At 66.2% G+C, this 17,860-nt stretch carries 21 protein-coding genes; 10 read left to right on the top strand and 11 right to left on the bottom strand.

All coding sequences use genetic code 11. The features are described 5' to 3' along the window. Positions 1–8 precede the first annotated feature (8 nt). The 3 genes from AC1DF4_RS06360 to AC1DF4_RS06350 all read right to left on the bottom strand — a co-directional run bounded on the left by AC1DF4_RS06360 (position 9) and on the right by AC1DF4_RS06350 (position 2,440). A complete protein-coding gene (locus AC1DF4_RS06360) occupies positions 9–389 on the bottom strand; it encodes a hypothetical protein (RefSeq protein ID WP_476912078.1) in 381 nt (126 codons plus the stop codon). 84 nt (positions 390–473) lie between these two features. Continuing rightward, complete coding sequence (locus tag AC1DF4_RS06355; RefSeq protein ID WP_476912077.1) at positions 474–1,067, bottom strand: hypothetical protein; 594 nt, start codon at positions 1,065–1,067, stop codon at positions 474–476. A 17-nt stretch (positions 1,068–1,084) separates the two neighbouring features. Next, entirely contained in the window at positions 1,085–2,440 is a 1,356-nt protein-coding gene (locus tag AC1DF4_RS06350) for an MATE family efflux transporter (protein WP_476912076.1), read from the bottom strand. Positions 2,441–2,587: 147 nt separating this feature from the next. Here AC1DF4_RS06350 and AC1DF4_RS06345 point away from each other — a divergent pair, with 147 nt between their 5' ends. After that, positions 2,588–3,022: a DoxX family protein gene (locus tag AC1DF4_RS06345; RefSeq protein WP_476912075.1), complete on the top strand. Its 435-nt coding sequence runs from the start codon at positions 2,588–2,590 to the stop codon at positions 3,020–3,022. Positions 3,023–3,182: 160 nt separating this feature from the next. Beyond that, positions 3,183–4,157, top strand: coding sequence for an acyl-CoA thioesterase (locus AC1DF4_RS06340; RefSeq protein WP_476912074.1), 975 nt, complete (start codon positions 3,183–3,185; stop codon positions 4,155–4,157). Positions 4,158–4,167: 10 nt separating this feature from the next. Here the strand turns inward: AC1DF4_RS06340 and dnaB are convergent, their stop codons facing one another. Beyond that, entirely contained in the window at positions 4,168–5,550 is a 1,383-nt protein-coding gene (gene dnaB, locus AC1DF4_RS06335; protein ID WP_224048010.1) for a replicative DNA helicase, read from the bottom strand. Positions 5,551–6,197: 647 nt separating this feature from the next. On the opposite strand from dnaB, the gene AC1DF4_RS06330 reads away from it, so the two are divergent. Together AC1DF4_RS06330 and AC1DF4_RS06325 are read left to right on the top strand one after the other, a co-directional pair. Further along, on the top strand, positions 6,198–6,665 hold the full coding sequence (locus AC1DF4_RS06330) for a hypothetical protein (protein WP_476912073.1): 468 nt from the start codon (positions 6,198–6,200) through the stop codon (positions 6,663–6,665). 4 nt (positions 6,666–6,669) lie between these two features. Next, positions 6,670–7,242 carry a hypothetical protein gene (locus AC1DF4_RS06325; RefSeq protein WP_476912072.1) on the top strand — a complete coding sequence of 191 codons (573 nt, stop codon included), beginning with the start codon at positions 6,670–6,672 and terminating at the stop codon, positions 7,240–7,242. 18 nt (positions 7,243–7,260) lie between these two features. Here the strand turns inward: AC1DF4_RS06325 and AC1DF4_RS06320 are convergent, their stop codons facing one another. The 3 genes from AC1DF4_RS06320 to AC1DF4_RS06310 all read right to left on the bottom strand — a co-directional run bounded on the left by AC1DF4_RS06320 (position 7,261) and on the right by AC1DF4_RS06310 (position 9,361). Then, positions 7,261–7,641 (bottom strand): TFIIB-type zinc ribbon-containing protein, encoded by a 381-nt coding sequence (locus AC1DF4_RS06320; RefSeq protein WP_476912071.1) that lies wholly within the window; start codon positions 7,639–7,641, stop codon positions 7,261–7,263. A gap of 67 nt (positions 7,642–7,708) precedes the next feature. Next, positions 7,709–8,335 carry a CE1759 family FMN reductase gene (locus AC1DF4_RS06315; protein ID WP_476912070.1) on the bottom strand — a complete coding sequence of 209 codons (627 nt, stop codon included), beginning with the start codon at positions 8,333–8,335 and terminating at the stop codon, positions 7,709–7,711. A 165-nt stretch (positions 8,336–8,500) separates the two neighbouring features. Further along, positions 8,501–9,361, bottom strand: coding sequence for a PhzF family phenazine biosynthesis protein (locus tag AC1DF4_RS06310; RefSeq protein ID WP_476912069.1), 861 nt, complete (start codon positions 9,359–9,361; stop codon positions 8,501–8,503). Between the two features lie 65 nt (positions 9,362–9,426). On the opposite strand from AC1DF4_RS06310, the gene AC1DF4_RS06305 reads away from it, so the two are divergent. Next, positions 9,427–9,885, top strand: coding sequence for a DUF1801 domain-containing protein (locus AC1DF4_RS06305; protein WP_476912068.1), 459 nt, complete (start codon positions 9,427–9,429; stop codon positions 9,883–9,885). A 92-nt stretch (positions 9,886–9,977) separates the two neighbouring features. Here the strand turns inward: AC1DF4_RS06305 and rplI are convergent, their stop codons facing one another. The 4 genes from rplI to rpsF all read right to left on the bottom strand — a co-directional run bounded on the left by rplI (position 9,978) and on the right by rpsF (position 11,765). Continuing rightward, positions 9,978–10,430, bottom strand: a complete 453-nt coding sequence (gene rplI, locus AC1DF4_RS06300) for a 50S ribosomal protein L9 (RefSeq protein WP_476912067.1) — start codon at positions 10,428–10,430, stop codon at positions 9,978–9,980. 17 nt (positions 10,431–10,447) lie between these two features. Further along, entirely contained in the window at positions 10,448–10,687 is a 240-nt protein-coding gene (rpsR, locus tag AC1DF4_RS06295; RefSeq protein ID WP_003800144.1) for a 30S ribosomal protein S18, read from the bottom strand. A gap of 125 nt (positions 10,688–10,812) precedes the next feature. Then, positions 10,813–11,403 (bottom strand): single-stranded DNA-binding protein, encoded by a 591-nt coding sequence (locus AC1DF4_RS06290; protein ID WP_224048018.1) that lies wholly within the window; start codon positions 11,401–11,403, stop codon positions 10,813–10,815. 56 nt (positions 11,404–11,459) lie between these two features. Next, a complete protein-coding gene (rpsF, locus tag AC1DF4_RS06285; RefSeq protein WP_056428835.1) occupies positions 11,460–11,765 on the bottom strand; it encodes a 30S ribosomal protein S6 in 306 nt (101 codons plus the stop codon). Positions 11,766–12,005: 240 nt separating this feature from the next. On the opposite strand from rpsF, the gene AC1DF4_RS06280 reads away from it, so the two are divergent. The 5 genes from AC1DF4_RS06280 to AC1DF4_RS06260 all read left to right on the top strand — a co-directional run bounded on the left by AC1DF4_RS06280 (position 12,006) and on the right by AC1DF4_RS06260 (position 17,824). Beyond that, complete coding sequence (locus tag AC1DF4_RS06280) at positions 12,006–12,680, top strand: DUF1345 domain-containing protein (RefSeq protein WP_476912066.1); 675 nt, start codon at positions 12,006–12,008, stop codon at positions 12,678–12,680. 335 nt (positions 12,681–13,015) lie between these two features. After that, a complete protein-coding gene (locus tag AC1DF4_RS06275) occupies positions 13,016–14,479 on the top strand; it encodes an oligosaccharide flippase family protein (protein WP_476912065.1) in 1,464 nt (487 codons plus the stop codon). Then, on the top strand, positions 14,476–15,756 hold the full coding sequence (locus AC1DF4_RS06270) for a glycosyltransferase (protein ID WP_476912064.1): 1,281 nt from the start codon (positions 14,476–14,478) through the stop codon (positions 15,754–15,756). Before AC1DF4_RS06275 ends, AC1DF4_RS06270 begins: the two co-directional genes overlap by 4 nt. After that, complete coding sequence (locus tag AC1DF4_RS06265) at positions 15,753–16,901, top strand: glycosyltransferase (RefSeq protein WP_476912063.1); 1,149 nt, start codon at positions 15,753–15,755, stop codon at positions 16,899–16,901. The genes AC1DF4_RS06270 and AC1DF4_RS06265 overlap by 4 nt, the downstream gene beginning before the upstream one ends. Next, positions 16,898–17,824 (top strand): glycosyltransferase, encoded by a 927-nt coding sequence (locus AC1DF4_RS06260; RefSeq protein ID WP_476912062.1) that lies wholly within the window; start codon positions 16,898–16,900, stop codon positions 17,822–17,824. The genes AC1DF4_RS06265 and AC1DF4_RS06260 overlap by 4 nt, the downstream gene beginning before the upstream one ends. The last annotated feature ends 36 nt before the right edge of the window (positions 17,825–17,860 follow it).

Below are 17,860 nucleotides of genomic sequence, written 5' to 3'. Positions count from 1 at the left end.
CGCACTTCCTAGCGGGAGTCGCCGCCGGAGGTGTCACGGGGAGCGTTCTCGGGGCCGGCGCCCGGGGCGTCGGCTTCCGCCCGGGACTGGGCCGGATGGCCGCCGTGGCCGGAGTTCCTGGAACTCAGGTTGACGCCGGATCCCTTGCCGAGATATTCGGCATTGGGCTTGTGGCCCATCGAAAGCATCGCCAGCACCACCAGGATCACGATGAAGGCGATGCCTGCGGCAATGAACGCGAGGTCAAAGCGGGGCGCCTTCGCGGTGCCGCCGGAGGCGAAGATCAGCGTGGCAATGAAAGCCAGCACAGCCCAAAAAGCGGAGAACATGAGCGGCCCCTTGACCGATGTCCGCATCTTGCGCGGTTCTCCAGATTTCTGCTGTGCCAAGATGCTTTCCTCCTGCAGCCGACGCCGCCAGGCGTGGCAGTTGTGATGCCGCAATCGTTCTACGCAAGGTAGAACCTGTCCCTACTAGTTTACGGCCTCCGCGGAATCGGCCCGTGCATCGTGCCGAAGGGTCAGGCCGGCCAGCACCCAGAGCACTCCACTGATGATGGCGCCGCCGCCGGCGACCCCGAGGAGGGCGTGCGGACCGAGGTCGATGAAGAACGGCAGCAGGCCCGCCGTGCCCAGCGCGACGGCGCCGGAGGCCATCCAGTCCCGCGCGAGCACGGACCGGCCGCGGTGGGTGATGCCGAGATAGAGCTCTGCAGCGCCGGCAAGGCCAAGGCCCAGGGCCGCAAGCAGTCCGAAAACGAGGTTTCCTGGGATGAGCGCGACCGCGGCGCCAGTCCCTGCCAGGACGGCACCTGCGGCGGCAAGCATCTTGCTTGGTGCGGACCCGGCCCTAAGGCCCGCCCTGTTCACGGTCCAGAGCAGCACCACGCCGGTGGCCAGCAGGTAGAGGCCCCCGGCCCACCCCATGGCCTCCGGTGACGGCGACGCCCAGAACACGGTCACTGCACCGAAGACGAGCGCTATGGCGGCCCGGACCAGCACAGGTTTCCAAAGGTCCGCCGCGGCGGGAAGGGCGGCGGATGCGTCAGGGGCTGCGTGGAGAGTCACCCGCCCAGTTTAGTGCGTCACCGCGGGCCGAGGACCATCCACCGGTCCGTTCGGGCGCGGAGGCTCAGAGTCACGGCCCTGGCCGCCATGTAGCCCAGCGAGAACGCCGCCCACAGCCAGAGCAGGCCCGCGCCGCCGGCGGCCCCGGACTGCCCAACGGCCAGCAGCAGCGGCAGGTACACGGCGAGATTCACGACGCCGGCAATCGCCAGGTATTTCGCGTCCCCCGCACCGATCAGCACGCCGTCCAGGACAAAGACATAGCCGGCGATCGGCTGGCCGGCGGCAAGCACCCACAGGGCCAGCGTGAGTGCGGCCTTGACGTCGGCGTCGGACGTAAAGAGCAGCCCTGCCCACGGCGCCGCGACGGCCAGCAGGATTCCGGTGAGCACACCGAAGCCGAGACCCCAGCGGACCATGGTCCCAGTGAGGTCCCGCGCCGCCGACGGGCGGGACGCCCCGAGCTCCTTACCGATCATCGCCTGCGCAGCAATCGCGAGGGCGTCCAGGGCGAACGCCAGGAGGGTAAAGACTGTCATCGCCAGCTGGTGGGCGGCCAGGTTCACCGGCCCCTGCGCCGTGACCACCACCACTGTGGCGAGGATCGCGACGCGCAGGCTGAGCGTCCGCAGCATCAGCCACGAGCCCACCTTGGTCAGGGCACGGACGCCGCGCCAATCGGGCAGCAGGGACACCCCGTGGTTGCGGGCGTTTCGCTGGACCATCACCACGTAGACCAGGGCCATGGCCCATTGGGCGATGCTGGTGCCGATCGCCGAGCCGGCGACGGACCACTGCAGCCCGTAGACCAGGAAGAGATTGAGCACGACGTTCAACGTGAAACCGGCGGCCGCCACAAGGAGCGGGGTGCGGGTGTCCTGCAGGCCCCGCAGCACGCCGGTGCCGGCGAAGATGAGCAGCATCGCCACGAGTCCGGGCATCGACCAGCGCAGATACTCCACTGCGAAAATCCGCACCTCTGCGCCGGCGCCCATCAGGTCAACGAGAGGTTCTGCGGCCAGGAAGCCGGCCGCGGCCAGGACGATTCCGAGGAGCAGTGCGAGCCAGACGCCGTCCCGACCGGCCGCGAGGGCCCGGGGCAGCTGGCCGTTGCCGACGGCCCGCGCCACGGCCGGCGTGGTCGAGTAGGCGAGGAACACCATCAGGCCCACAACCGTGTGCAGCACCGCCGACGCGAGTCCGACGCCGGCCAGCTGGGCCACGCCGAGATGTCCGACGATCGCGGCATCGGCAAGGAGGAACAGCGGTTCGGCGATCAGCGCACCGAAGGCCGGCACCGCGAGACGCAGGATCTCCCGCCGCCGGACCGCCGCGGACGGCAGCGTGGCGGGGGTCTGGGCAGAGGCAGGCACGGAACCACCCTAACGGCACTTCCGGCGTCGCACGGCTTCGCATTAGTTGACATTTCAAGTACGCGCCGGAACACTAGAAGTTGAATCTTCAAGTAAATCCGTGGCGGCCTGCAGCCGCCACCCCTTCCTACGTCAGAACGGCACCCTATGAACCAGTCGACACTCACCACCTCGGCCCGCACCATCCTTCGTATCGTCGCGGGATTCCTCTTCGCCGCCCACGGCTGGCAGAAATTCAATGAGTTCACCATTGCCGGCACCCAGGCCGCCTTCGCGCAGATGGGTGTCCCGGCTGCCAACGTCGCGGCCCCGGTCATCGCCACGCTGGAACTCGTCGGCGGCGTCGCGCTGATCCTCGGCGTCCTCACCCGCGTGTTCGCTGCCCTGCTCGCCGTGAACATGCTCGGCGCCCTGTTCCTGGTCCATGCCCCGGCCGGAATCTATGCCGAAACGGGCGGCTACGAACTGGTGCTGATCCTGGCTGCCGCCGCCCTGGCAGTGGCCCTCGTCGGCGCAGGAAAGGTCTCCGTGGACAAGGTCCTGTTCGGCCGCGGCGGCTCCAGGCTCAGCGTCCTGGCCTAAGGAAACCACCGGCGCCCCTGCGGCGCGCGGCAGCGGGCGGTCACCTCCGGGTGGCCGCCCGCCGTCGTATCCGCTCCCGACCGCCGGCACGTGTGGCGTCCCGGCCCGCATTTGTGTCCTCGCCCGCGACGCAGCCCCTGCCGGTCAGTAAACTCTGACCATGAGTGAGAACGCCGCCAACTCCGTGACCCTGCGCTTCCTTGCGGCCCCCACGGACGTCGGCCACAGCGGTTCGGTCGACGCCGGAACCGTGCTCGAGTGGGTGGACAAGGCGGCCTATGCCGCCGCGGTGGGCTGGGCCAAGTCCTATTGCGTGACGGCGTATGTGGGCAACATCCACTTTGCGGATCCGGTCAACAGCGGGGACATGGTCGACGTCGAGGCGACGATTGTCTACACGGGCCGGTCCTCCATGCACATCCGCACCGTCGTGTCCTCGGGGGATCCGAAGGGCGGCCCGGCCTCGATGCGCAGCCAGTGCATGGTGATCTTCGTGGCCGTCGGCGCGGACGGCAAGCCCATCCCGGTGCCGCAGTTCGAGCCGGTGACGCCGGAAGAAATCGAGCAGCGGGACCATGCGCTGGCGCGGATCAAGGTCCGTGAGGACATCGTCCAGGCGATGAGCGGACAGGAATATACCGACGCCGGAACCGCCGAGAACGTGGTCCTGCGCTTTGTGGCGGCCCCCACGGATGTGAACTGGGGCGGCAAGGTGCACGGCGGCATCGTCATGAAATGGATCGACGAAGCGGCCTACGTCTGCGCCTCGCGGTACTGCGGGATGGACACGGTGGCGGTGTTCTCCGGCGGGGTGCGCTTCTACCGGCCGCTGCTGATTGGCCACGTGGTGGAAGTCGAGGCCCGGCTGGTCTACACAGGAACCAAAGGCATGCACATCGCGGTCCATGTCCGCTCGGGCGATCCGAAGGGGCGCGAACTGGAGCTCACCACGTACTGCCTGACCGTCATGGTGGCGCGCGACGAGCACGGCACGTCCGTCCCGGTCCCGCCCTGGGTGCCGGTGTCCGAGGAGGACAAGCGGCTGCACGCCCATGCCCGCGAACTGTTGGAGATCCGGGGCCGGGCGCCAGGGAACCGGCTGCCCAACCACCTGCTGCGGGCCGGCGGCGCTTAGCCGGATACGGCTAGAAGCCGCCGCCGCCGGCGTCGGCCGCCATGTTGGCGAACCGCGAGTAGTGGCCCTGGAAGGCGACCACGATGTCCTTGGTGGGGCCGTTGCGGTGCTTGGCGATGAGGATGTCCGCCTCGCCGGCGCGCGGCGATTCCTTGTCGTAGACGTCCTCGCGGTGCAGCAGGATGACCATGTCGGCATCCTGCTCAATGGAACCGGATTCACGGAGGTCCGAGACCATCGGACGCTTGTCCTGGCGCTGTTCGGAGCCACGGTTCAGCTGCGACAGGGCAATGACGGGTACCTGCAGTTCCTTGGCCAGCAGCTTCAGCGCACGGGAGAATTCGGAGACTTCCTGCTGGCGGGACTCCACCTTCTTGCCGGAGCTCATCAGCTGGAGGTAGTCAAGGATGACGAGTTTGAGATCGTGCTGCTGCTTCAGGCGGCGGCACTTGGCCCGGATTTCCATCAGGGACATGTTGGGGCTGTCATCGATGAAGAGCGGGGCCTCATTCATCCGGCCCATGGTGGTGGCGATCTTGGACCACTGCTCATCCTTGATGGTGCCCTTGCGCAGGTCCTGGAGGCCGATAGTGGCCTCCGCGGACAGCAGGCGCATTGCGATCTCGTTCCGGCCCATTTCCAGCGAGAACATCACGGTGGCGAGGTTGTTCTTGATGGCTGCGGAGCGGGCGAAGTCCAATGCGAAAGTTGACTTGCCGACGGCGGGGCGGGCGGCGATGACGATCATCTGACCGGGGTGCAGGCCGTGCGTGAGCTCGTCGAGTTCGTAGAAGCCGGTGGGGACGCCGGTCATTCCCTCCTCGCGGTGGCCGGACGCTTCGATCTCGTCCACGGTGGACTCCATGACGTCCTTGAGGACCACGTAGTCCTCCGCGGTGCGGCGCTCCGCCACGGCATAGATTTCCGCCTGGGCCTGGTTGACCAGGTCTTCAACCTCGCCGTCCTGGCCGTAGCCGAGCTGGACGATCTTGGTGCCGGCATTGACCAGGCGGCGCAGGACCGCGCGTTCACCCACGATTTCGGCGTAGTAGCCGGCGTTGGCGGCAGTGGGAACGGTCTGGATGAGCTCGTGAAGGTAGGCGGGGCCGCCGATCCGGTTGATCTCACCCCGCTTGGTCAGTTCATCCGAGACGGTGACGGCGTCGGCAGGTTCGCCGCGGCCGTAGAGGTCGATGATCGCTTCGTAGATCGTCTCGTGCGCGGGACGGTAGAAATCCACGCCCCGCAGGATCTCGACGACATCGGCAATGGCGTCCTTGGACAGCATCATGCCGCCCAGGACGGACTGCTCGGCGGGAATGTCCTGCGGCGGCTTGCGGCTGCCTTCGGCTCCCCGGGTCCCCTCGACTGAGTCCAGATGCGTAACTGACAAAACTGCCGTCCTCCATTGTGTGCCGCGGCGGATGTCCGCGCCGGCGGCGCGTATGCCATGGGCCTTGGTGCCCCGTGGCGTCGACCCGGCGGATCTCCGACGGGTTAAGTCCTATCAGCCGGCTCCGACACTTTGTCCGCCTTCCGGCACTGCCGGTTTTCCACAGTCCGTCCTGGCCCTGCGGGGGCCAGAGGTTGAAGGAAGGCGTCGTGCAGCCAGCACCGGATTTCGGTATCCAAGGCTCGATCTCCAGCAACGGTATCCCCCGATCCGGCAGGCACCAACCCGACCGGCCGACGCACCTGTGGATAAGCTGTGCACTAGTGCCTCCTGCTTGTGCACAGCCTGTGGGAACAACTGTGGATAGAAAATTTATTGTTGCTGTAATGTGCCGCTGACCTGCGGAAACGCAGTGTTCACGGTGTGGACACAAAAGAATTTTCGGCAAAGCTCATCCACAGCCCGCGGGTTGCGGCTGGGGATAGCTGGCGCCATATGAGGCCACACTTGGCCGGAAATATGCACATTAAGTGATGGTCCTCACGGGAGCTCCTGAGGATGGGCTGCGATCGGCGGGACCAGCGGCGCCCCGCATGCCCTTCGCGGCATGTGCTGTGGATAACTGCGATCTGGCATAAGCTCTTCACATGGGCGATGTATTGCTGGTCATACTGCCTGCCCTCATTCTGGCAGCAGTCCTCTGGGCGTTTGTCACGGCCCTCAAGCCGCGCAACTTCGGCATGTCCGACGCGGAACGCTACCAGCACGAACTGGCAGTCCGTTCGCAGGAGCACTACGCCGCACAGGTGCAGGCCGCCACCGCAGCCCGCGCCCGCGTGGACGCGGTCACCAGGCCCAGCCAGAACGAACAGCAGCAGTCCCAGCAAGCAGATCACGCCCGCCAGGCGCTGCGCGCCCAGACGGGATCCGCGCCCGCCGTCGGGCAGCCCGGCTACCAGGGACCTGTACTGCCCGGGGGCCAGCTCAATCCCCAGTTCGCCCTGCAGCTCCAGTCGCTGGCCCGGAACGGCAAGAAGATCCAGGCCATCAAGCTGCTGCGGCAGGCAACCCATTCAGATCTTTTGACCGCCAAGAATTTTGTAGATCGGCTGTAGCTTCATGGAATCCCTGCTAGTCCCCCTCCTGATTCTGGCCTTCGTCGGTGCCGGGGTCTTGATCGGCGCCCGCGCCCTCGGCCGCCGCCGCGCCCGGCCCCAGCCGGATACTGCGCCCCGGCCCGCACGCGACCCACTTGAACTCGCCCGCACAGCCGCGGCCAAGCTCAGCCAGGACCAACACCGCCGCCTCTACGCGCTGATCGCCCAGGGGCAGGCCATGGCTGCGATCAAGCTGTACTTCGAGGCCACAGGAGACGGCCTGCGGGCCTCCCGGGACGCAGTGGGCGCCCTGGCGGCGCATCCGCAGCCCTTCCGGCCCGAGGCCCCCGATGAGGCGCCGGCCGAGGACGACGACGACGCGCCGCAGCGGTTCGCGTACCGGTACCGGGCGATCGCCAGCAAGGGCGATGTCACGCGTGAGGTCAGCAGCAACATGCTCAACGACGAGATCTACGGCAGGATCCGCACCCTGGCCAGAAGCGGCGATACCGAGGCCGCCGCCGAGGCCCTCACCCGCCACTCGGACATCTCCATCAAGCAGGCGCGCGAATTCATCGCCCTGCTCGAGGACTGACCCTTCGGCCCCAGGCGGCTAGAAGTCGAACAGTTCCCCGAGCCAGCCTTCCTTCTTCTTGGGGCGGCGGCGCTCCTCATAGCGCGGCTGGTCATAGCGCGGCCGGTCCCGCCGCTCGTCGTACCGGCCGTCATCATAGCGGCGGTCATCCGGCCGCCGGTCGTCCCTGCGCGGGTCCAGGTTGTAGAGCGGCGGCGGGATGTGGCCGGGCGGCACCGATGCCGGTGGAGCCGGCGGCGGCACCGGAACTGCGGGACCCATGGTCTCCGCAGCACGGTCAAGGATCTTGTCCAGCTCGCCCCGGTCCAGCCATACGCCGCGGCACTGGGGGCAGTAATCGATCTCGACGCCACTGCGTTCGCTCATGATCAGGTCAATTGAATCCACGGGACATTTCATGTCCCGCACAACGACCCGGAGTGAGTAATAGTTCGCCGTGCCTAGTTCGCCGTGCCTGCCGGCGGCATCAGCGCCGGCCCGAAATGCCGGCGAGCAGTTGTTCGAACGGCAATGACTCCAGGGCGGCCTGCGTGGGCTGGGGCTGCGTGCCCTGGAGCAGCCCGACGAACTCCCCCGCCGCCCGGTCGATCCGCGTGGACAGGGCCGAGCCGCCGTCGTCGTTGTTGCCCCAGTCCTGGGGACCGGCAAAGACGGCCGTGGGGGCGGTGCGGGTGCGCAGGTACGTTAACAGGGGCCGCATAGCGAAGTCCAGGACCATTTGGTGCCGGTCGGTTCCGGCGGTGGCGCCGAGCAGTACAGCCTTTCCCGCCAGGGATTTGGGGTCCAGGACGTCGATGAAGGACTTGAAGAGGCCGCTGTAGGAGGCACTGAAAACGGGGCTGACGGCAATAATGCCGTCCGACGCCTCGACGCCGGCAATCACCCCCGCCAGCTTCGGTGCCGCATAGCCGGTCACGAAGTTGTTCGCGATATCCACCGCGAGGTCCCGCAGCTCCACAACTTCGACGTCGGCGGCGTATCCGGCCGCAGCGAGCTGGCGTTCTGCGGCCGCGGCCAGCTGGTCGGCCAGCAGGCGGCTCGACGACGGGACGCCGAGTCCGGCGGAAAGGACGGTGATGCGGCGGGTTTCCACGGAGTGCTCCTGGTGTGAGGCGGGGGCCGAAGCCCGGATGCATGCGTTTGCATCTACCTGTAGAAGCGGGGCACGGCGCCGTTTATTCCCGCGGTCGTTGCGCTATCACTTTTGGCCCCAAAACGGCCGGAATGGCAACCAGGACTGACAGAGCAAAGGAGGGGGTCAGAGCAGGACGAAGCCTTCGATGCAGCTCACCGAGCTGCCGCCGACCCAGATGTCGTCCCCTGCCGCGTCGATGTGGACCCTGCCTGCCCGGCCCAGCACTGTCCCCTGCGCCGCAATGTACGACTCCGGGGCCCTGCCGCTGCGGATCAGCCACTGGGCCGCCCCGGCGTTGAAGCTGCCGGTGACGGGATCTTCCGCCGCGGCGTCGCCCGGTATGAAGGTGCGCACCTCGAAGCCGGCCTCGGATCCGGCGGGATGGGGGCCGATTACGCCCACCTTGAGCCCGGCCATGGCCGCGTAGTCAGGCCGGATCCCCAGCACCAGCTCCGCCGACGCCAGCAGCACGCCGATCCAGTCCGGGCCGTTGACCAGCCAGGAGGCATCCAGCAGCGCCTCCCGCGGGATCCCCAGGCCGGCGGCGATGCGGGCCAGGTCCTCCTCGGCCACGGGCCCCGAGCGGGTCAGGGGCGGGGCAGCGAATGCCAGCCGGCCGCCGTCGCGCCGTACCCTGACAAGCCCGGCCCCGCACTCCTGGACCAGCACTCCGTCCTGCCGGGGGATCCCGCCGGCCTCAAGCCAGGCATGCGCCGAGCCCAGGGTGGGGTGGCCGGCAAAGGGGAACTCTTCGCTGCCCGTGAAGATCCTGACCCGGTAGTCCGCGCCGGGGTCCGTGGGCGGCAGCAGGAATGTGGTCTCGGAGAGGTTGGTCCAGTTGGCGAACTGCTGCATGGTCTCCGCCGAAAGGCCCTCGGCGTCGACGACAACCGCCAGCGGGTTGCCGCGGTAGGGCTCGGACGAGAAGACGTCCACCTGCCCGAAGGGCCGCAGACGTGGCGCAGGTGCAGGATTCAAAGTCACCGCAGCAGGCTATCACCGGCGGCGTTGCGGCTGACAAGCCTGCCCCGGTCTGCGAGACTGCCCACATGGCTGTGAACAGGACCCGCGACGATACCCAGAACAAGGCTCAGAACAAGACTGTGGCAACCGGTGCGTCCGTCGAGGAGTTCCTGGCCGCCGTTGAGCATCCCGTACGCAGGGATGACGGCTTCCGGCTGCTAGAACTGATGTCCGGGATCACGGGGCAGCCGGCAGAGATGTGGGGCCCGACGATTGTCGGCTTCGGCACGTACCACTACAAGTACGAGACCGGGCGCGAAGGCGACGCTGCCGCCGTCGGCTTCTCGCCGCGGAAGGCCAGCCTGTCGCTCTACGGGCTGACGTACGGCCCCGGGGCGGCTGACCTGCTGGGAAGGCTGGGGAAACACAAGACGGGCGCGGGCTGCCTGTACGTCAACAAACTCCAGGACGTGGACGAGTCGGTGCTGGCCGAGCTGATCCGGCAGGGGTACCGGCACGCCACCACGGTGCTGCACCACGGCTGAGTGTCCCGCCGGAGCAACAGAAAGCCCCCACGTCCGGTTCCCAGGGGAATCCGGAGGCGGGGGCTTTCCAGCAGTTCAGTCAGTCGGAACGACTACTTGCCTGCGACTACGTCGAGTTCGATCACAGCGGCAACGTCGTTGTGCAGACGGACGTTGGCCTGGTAGGAACCAACCGACTTGATGTGCGTCGGCAGTTCAACCTTGCGCTTGTCGATGCGGCCAAGGCCAGCGGCCTCAACAGCGTCGGCAACGTCGGCCTGCTTGACGGTGCCGAACAGGCGTCCGGTCTCGCCAGCCTTGACGACGAGCTTGACCGGCTTGGCGGAGAGTGCAGCGGCCTGCTTCTGAGCGTCTTCCAGGGAAGCGTGCTCGCGGGCGGCGCGGGCAGCCTTGATGGACTCAACCTGCTTCTCGCCACCCTTGGACCAGGTCAGGGCGAAGTTGCGGGGCAGCAGGTAGTTACGTGCGTAACCGTCCTTGACCTCGACAACATCGCCCGCAGCACCGAGACCGGTTACTTCGTGGGTCAGAATGAGCTTTGCCATGTTAGTTAATCCCTTCCTTAGCCGCGGCCAGCGCCGGAGTAAGGCAGCAGAGCAACTTCGCGGGCGTTCTTGATTGCCTGTGCGATCTTGCGCTGTTCCTGCACCGTGACGCCAGTGACGCGACGGGCGCGGATCTTTCCGCGGTCGGAGATGAACTTGCGCAGCAATGCTACGTCCTTGTAGTCGATGACAGTGATGTCAGCGGCCTTCAAGGGGTTGGACTTTGGTTTGGGCTTACGGAGTTCAGCCTTAGCCATCGTGGAGCTCCTATTCGATGGAGCCCGTGGATATTGATCCACGGGATGGTGGTGATCCGACGGCGGTCAGCCCCCGTCCGCCTCGCGGCGTCCGGCGGGGTCCGTCGTCGAACCTTAGATGTTGTTTAGAAGGGAGGTTCGGAATCCGGGCCGTTGCCCCAGCCGCCGCCTGCATTGCTGACCCCGGGCGTGGCCCACGGGTCATCCTGCTGCTGTGCGGGCTGGTTGCCGCCCCAGGTTCCACCCGAGTTGCCGCCCTGGTTTCCACCAGAACCGCCACCGAAGCCGCCGCCGCTGTTGCCGCCGCCGAAGCCACCCTGGGCGCCGTTGCCGGCACCCCCACCGCCGGAGCGCTGGGTGCGGTTGACCTTGGCGTTGGCGTAGCGCAGGCTGGGGCCGATTTCATCGACCTCAAGCTCGATAACGGTGCGCTTCTCGCCTTCTTTGGTTTCGTAGGAACGGCTCTTCAGCCGGCCGGAAACGATCACGCGCATGCCCTTGGTCAGGGACTCGGCGACGTTTTCGGCGGCTTCACGCCATACCGACGCGCGGAGGAACAGGGTTTCCCCGTCCTTCCACTCATTGGACTGGCGGTCGAAGGTGCGGGGAGTAGACGCGATGGTGAAGTTCGCTACTGCCGAACCTGACGGTGTGAACCTCAGCTCGGGGTCATTGGTGAGATTGCCAATAACCGTAATAGTGGTTTCGCCTGCCATCTACTGCCTCCTTGTTCGTTCCTGCGGGGGTGAAGAGTGAAAATTTGAAGCTGAGATTACTCAGCAACAACCTTCTGCTCTTCGGGGCGGGTGATCTTGGTGCGCATGATGGTCTCATTGAGGCTCAGCTGGCGATCAAGTTCCTTGGCGGTAGCCGGCTCAGCGGTGAAGTTCACCACGGCGTAGATACCTTCAGACTTCTTCTGGATTTCGTAAGCCAGGCGACGACGGCCCCAGATGTCAACCTTTTCGATGGTTCCACCATCGGTCGTGATGACGTTCAGGAACTTCTGAAGCGTTGGCTCAACGGTACGCTCTTCGACCTCGGGGTCGATGATTACCATCAATTCGTAAGGACGCATATGTGAACCCACCTCCTTTGGGCTAAGCGGTTACGGCATTTCCGTAACAGGAGGTTCATTTGCGGTGCCATGTGCCCGCATTCCCCCAGGAACGGGGGCAGGGCGCAGCACAGACTTCAATAGCTTAGTGCATTGGGACCGGATTCCGCGATTCCACGCCTGTCCAGGGTAGGCGCTGGCGGCCAGGTCCCGGAAGCAGCGCCGACTTCTATGTGGACAACCCTGTGCCATGATCGGGGAATGACCACCGGATTCCAATCCACCAGCCCTGTCCGACGCAGCCGGCTGCGTTTTGCGGCGATGCTTGTCGCAGGCGCCACCGCAGCCGCGGTCACCGGACTGACCGGGCACTGGGTGGCTGCTCCCGCCGCGGGCTGGGGTGTCGCCGCACTGACCTACGTCGTGTGGGTCTGGCTTGCAATCGGCCGCTTCGACCCCGACGAAACCCGCGCGCATGCAACAACAGAGGACCCGTCCCGCAGTATCACCGACCTGCTGATTCTGGCAGCCAACGTCGCCAGCCTCGGCGCGGTGGCCGCCGTCGTCGTAGATTCCCATAGCGGCGAGGGCAGGTCCGGCCTCGGCGGCGCGCTGCTGGCGCTGGCGTCAGTGGCCCTGTCCTGGCTGCTGGTGCAGACGCTGTTCACGCTGCGGTACGCCGAGCTGTACTACAGCACGGACGGGAAATCCGGGACGGCGGTGGGCGGCATCGACTTCAACCAGGAGGGACCGCCGCGGTACACCGACTTCGCCTACCTCGCCTCAAGCCTGGGCATGACCTACCAGGTCTCGGACACTGCCCTCCAGAACCACGGCATCCGTGCGGAGGCGCTCAAGCACAGCCTCCTGTCCTACCTGTTTGGCACCGTCATCCTCGCCACGACCATCAGCCTGGTGATCAGTCTCGCCTTCTGAGCCCGGGGGGCGAGCGCCCAATCGTCGTCGTCCGGGCTCTGGTCTTTGGCGGCCTCCAAGACAAAAACCGAGTACTTGACGCGAAAACTACTCGACTTCAGCCGATGCCCTACTCGACTATTTAGGCGGCCTAGGCCCCCGGGAGGGCCCCGGCTATATTGGCATCAGCACAGCCATTTGGTCGGGATTTTCGCTCCACCCGGGGCGTAATCCCGTCCTTCATCCTGCAGCCCGCACTGGCGTCGCACGGAACCTGGCTGAATGGTCTCGTGGGGATGAATGGGGGCACCCGTGGTTTCGTTCGGCCGAAATATGGCGGCTCTACCGGGACGGCTATGAAGCCGGCCGTCCGGGTACGTCGGACAACGGGCGCCTCGAATGCTTTCGCCTGGGGGCTGCTCAATACGGTCATCTCCCGACTCGGGACGCTAGGCATAGGAATCGTCCTCGCGCGCGTGTTAGGCCCCGAATCCTTCGGCACTTTCGCCGTCGCCATGGTGGCCCTCATGGCCGTACTGAGCTTCAACGAACTAGGCGTCTCCCTCGCCATTGTCCGGTGGCCCGAAGACCCGGCCAGGATCGTGCCCACGGTCAACACCATCTCCGTCGTCGGCAGCACGCTGTTTTGCACTGCCGCGATCCTCGCCGCGCCGGTGTTCACGACGGCAATGGGAGACCCCGGCGCCACAGACGTAGTGCGGATCCTGATTCTGAGTGTCTTCGTCAGCGGGATTGTTGCCTCGCCGGCGGCCCTGTTGCAGCGCGACTTCAGGGAGAAGGAACGGCTTGGGATCGACCAGGCCAATGTCTGGATCGGCGCAGTCCTGTCCGTGGTCCTTGCCCTCGCCGGCATGGGTGCCATGGCCCTGGCGGTCGGCCGGCTGGCCGGCAGCCTGGTTTCCGGCGTGATGTTCCTGGTGGCCTCGCCGTTGCCGTACCGCTTTGGGCTGGACCGTTCGCTGCTGGGGCCCCTATTGCGCTTCGGGCTGCCTCTGGCGGGGACCAGCATCATATTCTTCATTGTCGGGAACGCGGACCAACTCACGGCCGGGGCAGTTCTCGGGTCGACCGTCCTGGCGTTCTACGTGCTGGCTTTCAACCTCTCCAACTGGCCTGCGAGTATCCTCTCCCAACCGCTCCGCAGGGTCGCGCCCGCTGCCTTCTCCGCGTTGCAGGGTGACCGGCCCCGCATGAATGCAGCCATGGAATCCCTCGTGGTGGTGGTGGCAGCAGCAACACTCCCGACCATTCTCTTCTTGGCCGGAATCGCAGTGCCCCTGGTGGAATTCGTCTATGGCGAGGCCTGGGTGACCGCAGCGGCCGCCATATCCTGGCTTGTCATCGCCGCGTCCTGCCGCGTATTTTGCGACCTCGCCTACGACTACCTCGTGGTCCTGGGCAAATCCGGGACCGTGTTCACAGTGCAGGCCGGAAGCCTGCTGGTCTTGGTGCCCGCGCTGGCGGCCGGGGCTTCCTGGGGAGGGCTCAGTGGGCTCGCGGCGGCACAGGCGGCCGTGACAGGATGCGTGGTCCTTCCCCTGTACCTATGGAAGCTGAGGGTGCATGGGCTGGCCCTCAGGGGCATCCTGACAAAGTTCCGTTTACCTCTGGCAGCAGGACTGGCGACAGGGGTCGCCGCCCGCATCCTGTCCGTCACCGTGACAGACCACTTCGCGGCGCTTTTCGCCGCCGGAACCATAGCGGCACTGGTCACCGCCGGTTTGCTGTACCTGCAGCGGGACCACATCAGGGAGCTCCAGTCCATCGGAAAAGCGGCCACCGTGGAGGCGCCGGTATGAGAATCCTCGTCTTCCCGCATGATCTGGCGATCGGCGGCAGCCAACTGAACGCCATCGAACTCGCGGCCGCCGTGCAGCGGCTGGGCCACGAGGTCCTCGTCTTCGGGCGTCCAGGGCCGCTCAACCAGCGCATCGAGGAATTGGGGCTGGAGTTCGTCCCTTCTCCGAAGCCGCACCGCAGGCCGACCCCGTCGGTGGTGAAGGCACTGGCCAGGCTGGCCAGGGAACGAAGGATCGACATCATCCACGGCTACGAATGGCCGCCGGCGCTGGAAAGCCTCATGGCGTCCCGAATGTCATCGGGCACGGCCGCCGTTGCGACGGTGATGTCGATGGCCGTGGCGCCGTTCATTCCCAAGTCAATGCCGATTCTTGTTGGCACTCAGGAGATCCTGAAGGCGGAGCAAGAGTTTGGCCGGACCCTGGCCGCGCTCCTGGAACCGCCGGTGGACCTTGACGCAAACAATCCATCGGTGGACGTCGCCGAGGAGGAATTCCGGGCCACGTGGGGCCTCGAGCCAGGGGCCTACACGGTGGTTCTTGTCTCCCGGCTGGCAAAGGAGCTAAAACTCGAAGGCATCCTGGCCGCGATCGACTGCGTGGGGCAGCTGTCGCAAGAACTCCGCATCCAACTTGTCATCGCCGGCGACGGCCCGACCCGGCGGCTCGTCGAAAACCGCGCCCGGACAGTCAATGAAGCAATCGGCCGGCAGGTCATCGTGCTCGTTGGGGAGCTTGAGGATCCCCGGGCGGCCTATGCAGTGGCTGATGTTGCCCTGGGAATGGGCGGGTCGGCGCTGCGGGCGCTGGCCTTTGCGAAACCACTCATCGTGCAAGGCGAAGATGGGTTCTGGGAACTTCTGACGCCGGACAGTCTTCCACTTTTCCTGGAGCAGGGCTGGTACGGAGTCGGACCCGGAGCCCAGGGCGGGGCTGAGCGGCTGGCGCAGCTGCTGCGCGGCCTGCTTCCGGACGAGTCCCGCCGCGGGTCGCTTGGCAGGTTCGGGCTGTCAACGGTCCGGGAACGGTTCTCTTTGACGCGCGGCGCCCTCGTGCTGGAGGACTTCTACGCCCGGGCCATCGAAGCGGCCGGAGACGTCACCATCATCCAGGACGCGGAAGCTATTGCCAGGTTTGCCGGCCACATACTGGCGGCGAAGGTGCGCAGGGCCCTGGGGCCAACTCCCGCTGACGACTTCAATTCCCGGCCCGTCGCGGCGCGCCGTCAGGCGGGCCCTGCACTTGATGCACGCACCTCACGGCAGGCATCCCCATGAAGCCGCGGCAGACGGTGGCGCGGGAGACTCTCCTGTACATCCCGGGGTGCCGCTGGGATGACGTGCACGGAACCGACTACCGGCTCGCCATGGCCTTGGCGGCCCACGTCCCGGTCCTGTGGATCGATCCGCCGCTTCCCTTTCACCGGGCCAATCAGAACGGGTGGGCGCCGGGCCGACGAACTGTCGAAGTCATGGAGGTGGCACCGGGTATCACCCGGGTGCGTTCCCTGTCGGTCCCCGGATTTGCCCGTCTTGGGTACTCCTCCGTCGCAAATGTCCTTCTGGCCCGCGCCATCAAGACGGCACTCCGACGGCGCCGGTTGCGCCCCTTCGCGACTATTCTCTCCTCGCCGATCAGCAGGTTTCCCGCGGGAGTCACAGGAACAAAGCTCTTGTACGTCACCGACGACTGGGTTGCGGGAGCCGAACTCATGAACCTGTCCCGCCGGTTGGTGCAACGCCGGCTGCGGGACAACCTGCGAACCGCCGACGTGTGTGCCACGGTCTCCCCACCCCTTGCTTCGGTCCTGGCGGGGACCGCCGGCGCGGCCGCTTCCGTCGTCGTGATCCCGAATGGATGCGACCTTCCGGACCGCTGGGACCATGGCACGCCGCGCCGCCGGAATGCCGGCCTCATCGGACAGCTGAATGAGCGCTTGGATATGCAGCTTCTTGAAGCCGTCCAGAACGCCGGGATCCCGCTCTTGGTGATCGGCCCCCGCACCGAGCACGACGAGGCAACAGCGAGGCGGCTCGATGCCTTCCTTGCCGCACCCAACGTGACCTGGCTGGGCGAACTCCCTTCCCGGGAACTGGCTCAGCACCTGGCTGAGATCGGTGTGGGATTGACGCCCTACGCGGACACTGCATTCAACCGCTCGAGCTTTCCGCTCAAGACGCTGGAGTACCTCGCATCCGGAATGCCCGTCGTTGCGAGCGACCTGCCCGCAGTCCGCTGGCTCAACACCGAACATGTCGCCATCGGATCCGACCCTGTCGATTTCGCCAACCAGGTCCAGAGGATCCTCGACAGCCCGGGTGAAGCAGCCCTCGGGCTCCAGCGGCGCGACGTCGCCGCCCTGCATACCTGGCACGTCAGGGCGGCCCAGATTCTCGGGACACTACAAGGAGGCAAACCATGAGCCAACCCAGGACCTTCCGGCCGCCGGCAGAAGATCAAAGCAGCGCCGGCGTCGATCACGTTCTGTTGACCCGGTTCAACCTCCCGTCGGCAGGTGCCGAGAGTATTGTGCGGGCGAAAGACGGCTGGCTGCGTACACGGATCGAGTTGTTCCGCCGGTTTTGCCTGCCCTCGGTGCTTGAACAGACCCGCCAGGATTTCAAGTGGATCATCTATCTCGACCCGCAAAGCCCCGACTGGCTGGTCAGCGCCATGGACGACCTCAACCAGCGTGGGACTTTCACCCCCATCTACCGGGCCGAGGTCGGACGCAGCGAACTCCTCGAGGACCTGCGCTCAGTTTCCGGAGCGAATCACCGGGAGCTCCTGACCACCAACCTGGACAATGACGACGGCCTGGCAGCGGACTTCGTCGAACGTCTGCAGGCCGCCGGAAGCGACGGAATCCGTTCGGCGCTCTACCTGACCAACGGTCTGATCACGAGTGGCAGTGCCCTTTACCTCCGCAGGGACCGGACAAATGCCTTCTGCTCGGTCCGGGAAGAATGGGGGGCCGCCCGGACGTGCTGGTCCGATTGGCACAACCTGCTGGGACAGTCGATGCACGTCCGCGAGCTCACCGGCGCCCCGGCATGGCTTCAGGTTGTTCACGACTCCAATGTCAGCAACAGGATCCGCGGGAAGCGTGTATCGCCGGCCCCGTATCGCGCCGCGTTCGGAAGCCTGCTCGACGGTGTCGACGACGTCGGCCGACTCGACCTCATGAGGGACTTGACGCTGGAGAGGCCGCGCCGGGTCGCGCTGGACTCGGGCCGATCCCTGCTGAAGCAGGCGGCCATGACCGTGGTGGGCAAGGAAGGCCTCGACCGGTTAAAAGCGCAGTGGGCATTTCGCACGGCGCAGCAACGGAAGGCCGAACCGTGAGCACCGACGACGACATGCCCGTCATTCGCCGCGGTC

The sequence above is a fragment of the Arthrobacter sp. 05N429 genome, from assembly GCF_056397045.1.
The sequence above is the reverse complement of the archived record's forward strand: the minus strand, read 5'-3'. Positions and strand labels throughout refer to the sequence as shown.

Bases quoted from the DNA above. Each gene is read 5' to 3' on its own strand.
- AC1DF4_RS06345 (WP_476912075.1), top strand. From the start codon at position 2,588: ATGAACCAGTCGACACTCACCACCTCGGCCCGCACCATCCTTCGTATC.
- AC1DF4_RS06340 (WP_476912074.1), top strand. From the start codon at position 3,183: ATGAGTGAGAACGCCGCCAACTCCGTGACCCTGCGCTTCCTTGCGGCC.
- AC1DF4_RS06330 (WP_476912073.1), top strand. From the start codon at position 6,198: ATGGGCGATGTATTGCTGGTCATACTGCCTGCCCTCATTCTGGCAGCA.
- AC1DF4_RS06325 (WP_476912072.1), top strand. From the start codon at position 6,670: ATGGAATCCCTGCTAGTCCCCCTCCTGATTCTGGCCTTCGTCGGTGCC.
- AC1DF4_RS06320 (WP_476912071.1), bottom strand. From the start codon at position 7,641: ATGAAATGTCCCGTGGATTCAATTGACCTGATCATGAGCGAACGCAGT.
- AC1DF4_RS06305 (WP_476912068.1), top strand. From the start codon at position 9,427: ATGGCTGTGAACAGGACCCGCGACGATACCCAGAACAAGGCTCAGAAC.
- rplI (WP_476912067.1), bottom strand. From the start codon at position 10,430: ATGGCAAAGCTCATTCTGACCCACGAAGTAACCGGTCTCGGTGCTGCG.
- rpsR (WP_003800144.1), bottom strand. From the start codon at position 10,687: ATGGCTAAGGCTGAACTCCGTAAGCCCAAACCAAAGTCCAACCCCTTG.
- AC1DF4_RS06290 (WP_224048018.1), bottom strand. From the start codon at position 11,403: ATGGCAGGCGAAACCACTATTACGGTTATTGGCAATCTCACCAATGAC.
- rpsF (WP_056428835.1), bottom strand. From the start codon at position 11,765: ATGCGTCCTTACGAATTGATGGTAATCATCGACCCCGAGGTCGAAGAG.
- AC1DF4_RS06280 (WP_476912066.1), top strand. From the start codon at position 12,006: ATGACCACCGGATTCCAATCCACCAGCCCTGTCCGACGCAGCCGGCTG.
- AC1DF4_RS06275 (WP_476912065.1), top strand. From the start codon at position 13,016: ATGAAGCCGGCCGTCCGGGTACGTCGGACAACGGGCGCCTCGAATGCT.
- AC1DF4_RS06270 (WP_476912064.1), top strand. From the start codon at position 14,476: ATGAGAATCCTCGTCTTCCCGCATGATCTGGCGATCGGCGGCAGCCAA.
- AC1DF4_RS06265 (WP_476912063.1), top strand. From the start codon at position 15,753: ATGAAGCCGCGGCAGACGGTGGCGCGGGAGACTCTCCTGTACATCCCG.
- AC1DF4_RS06260 (WP_476912062.1), top strand. From the start codon at position 16,898: ATGAGCCAACCCAGGACCTTCCGGCCGCCGGCAGAAGATCAAAGCAGC.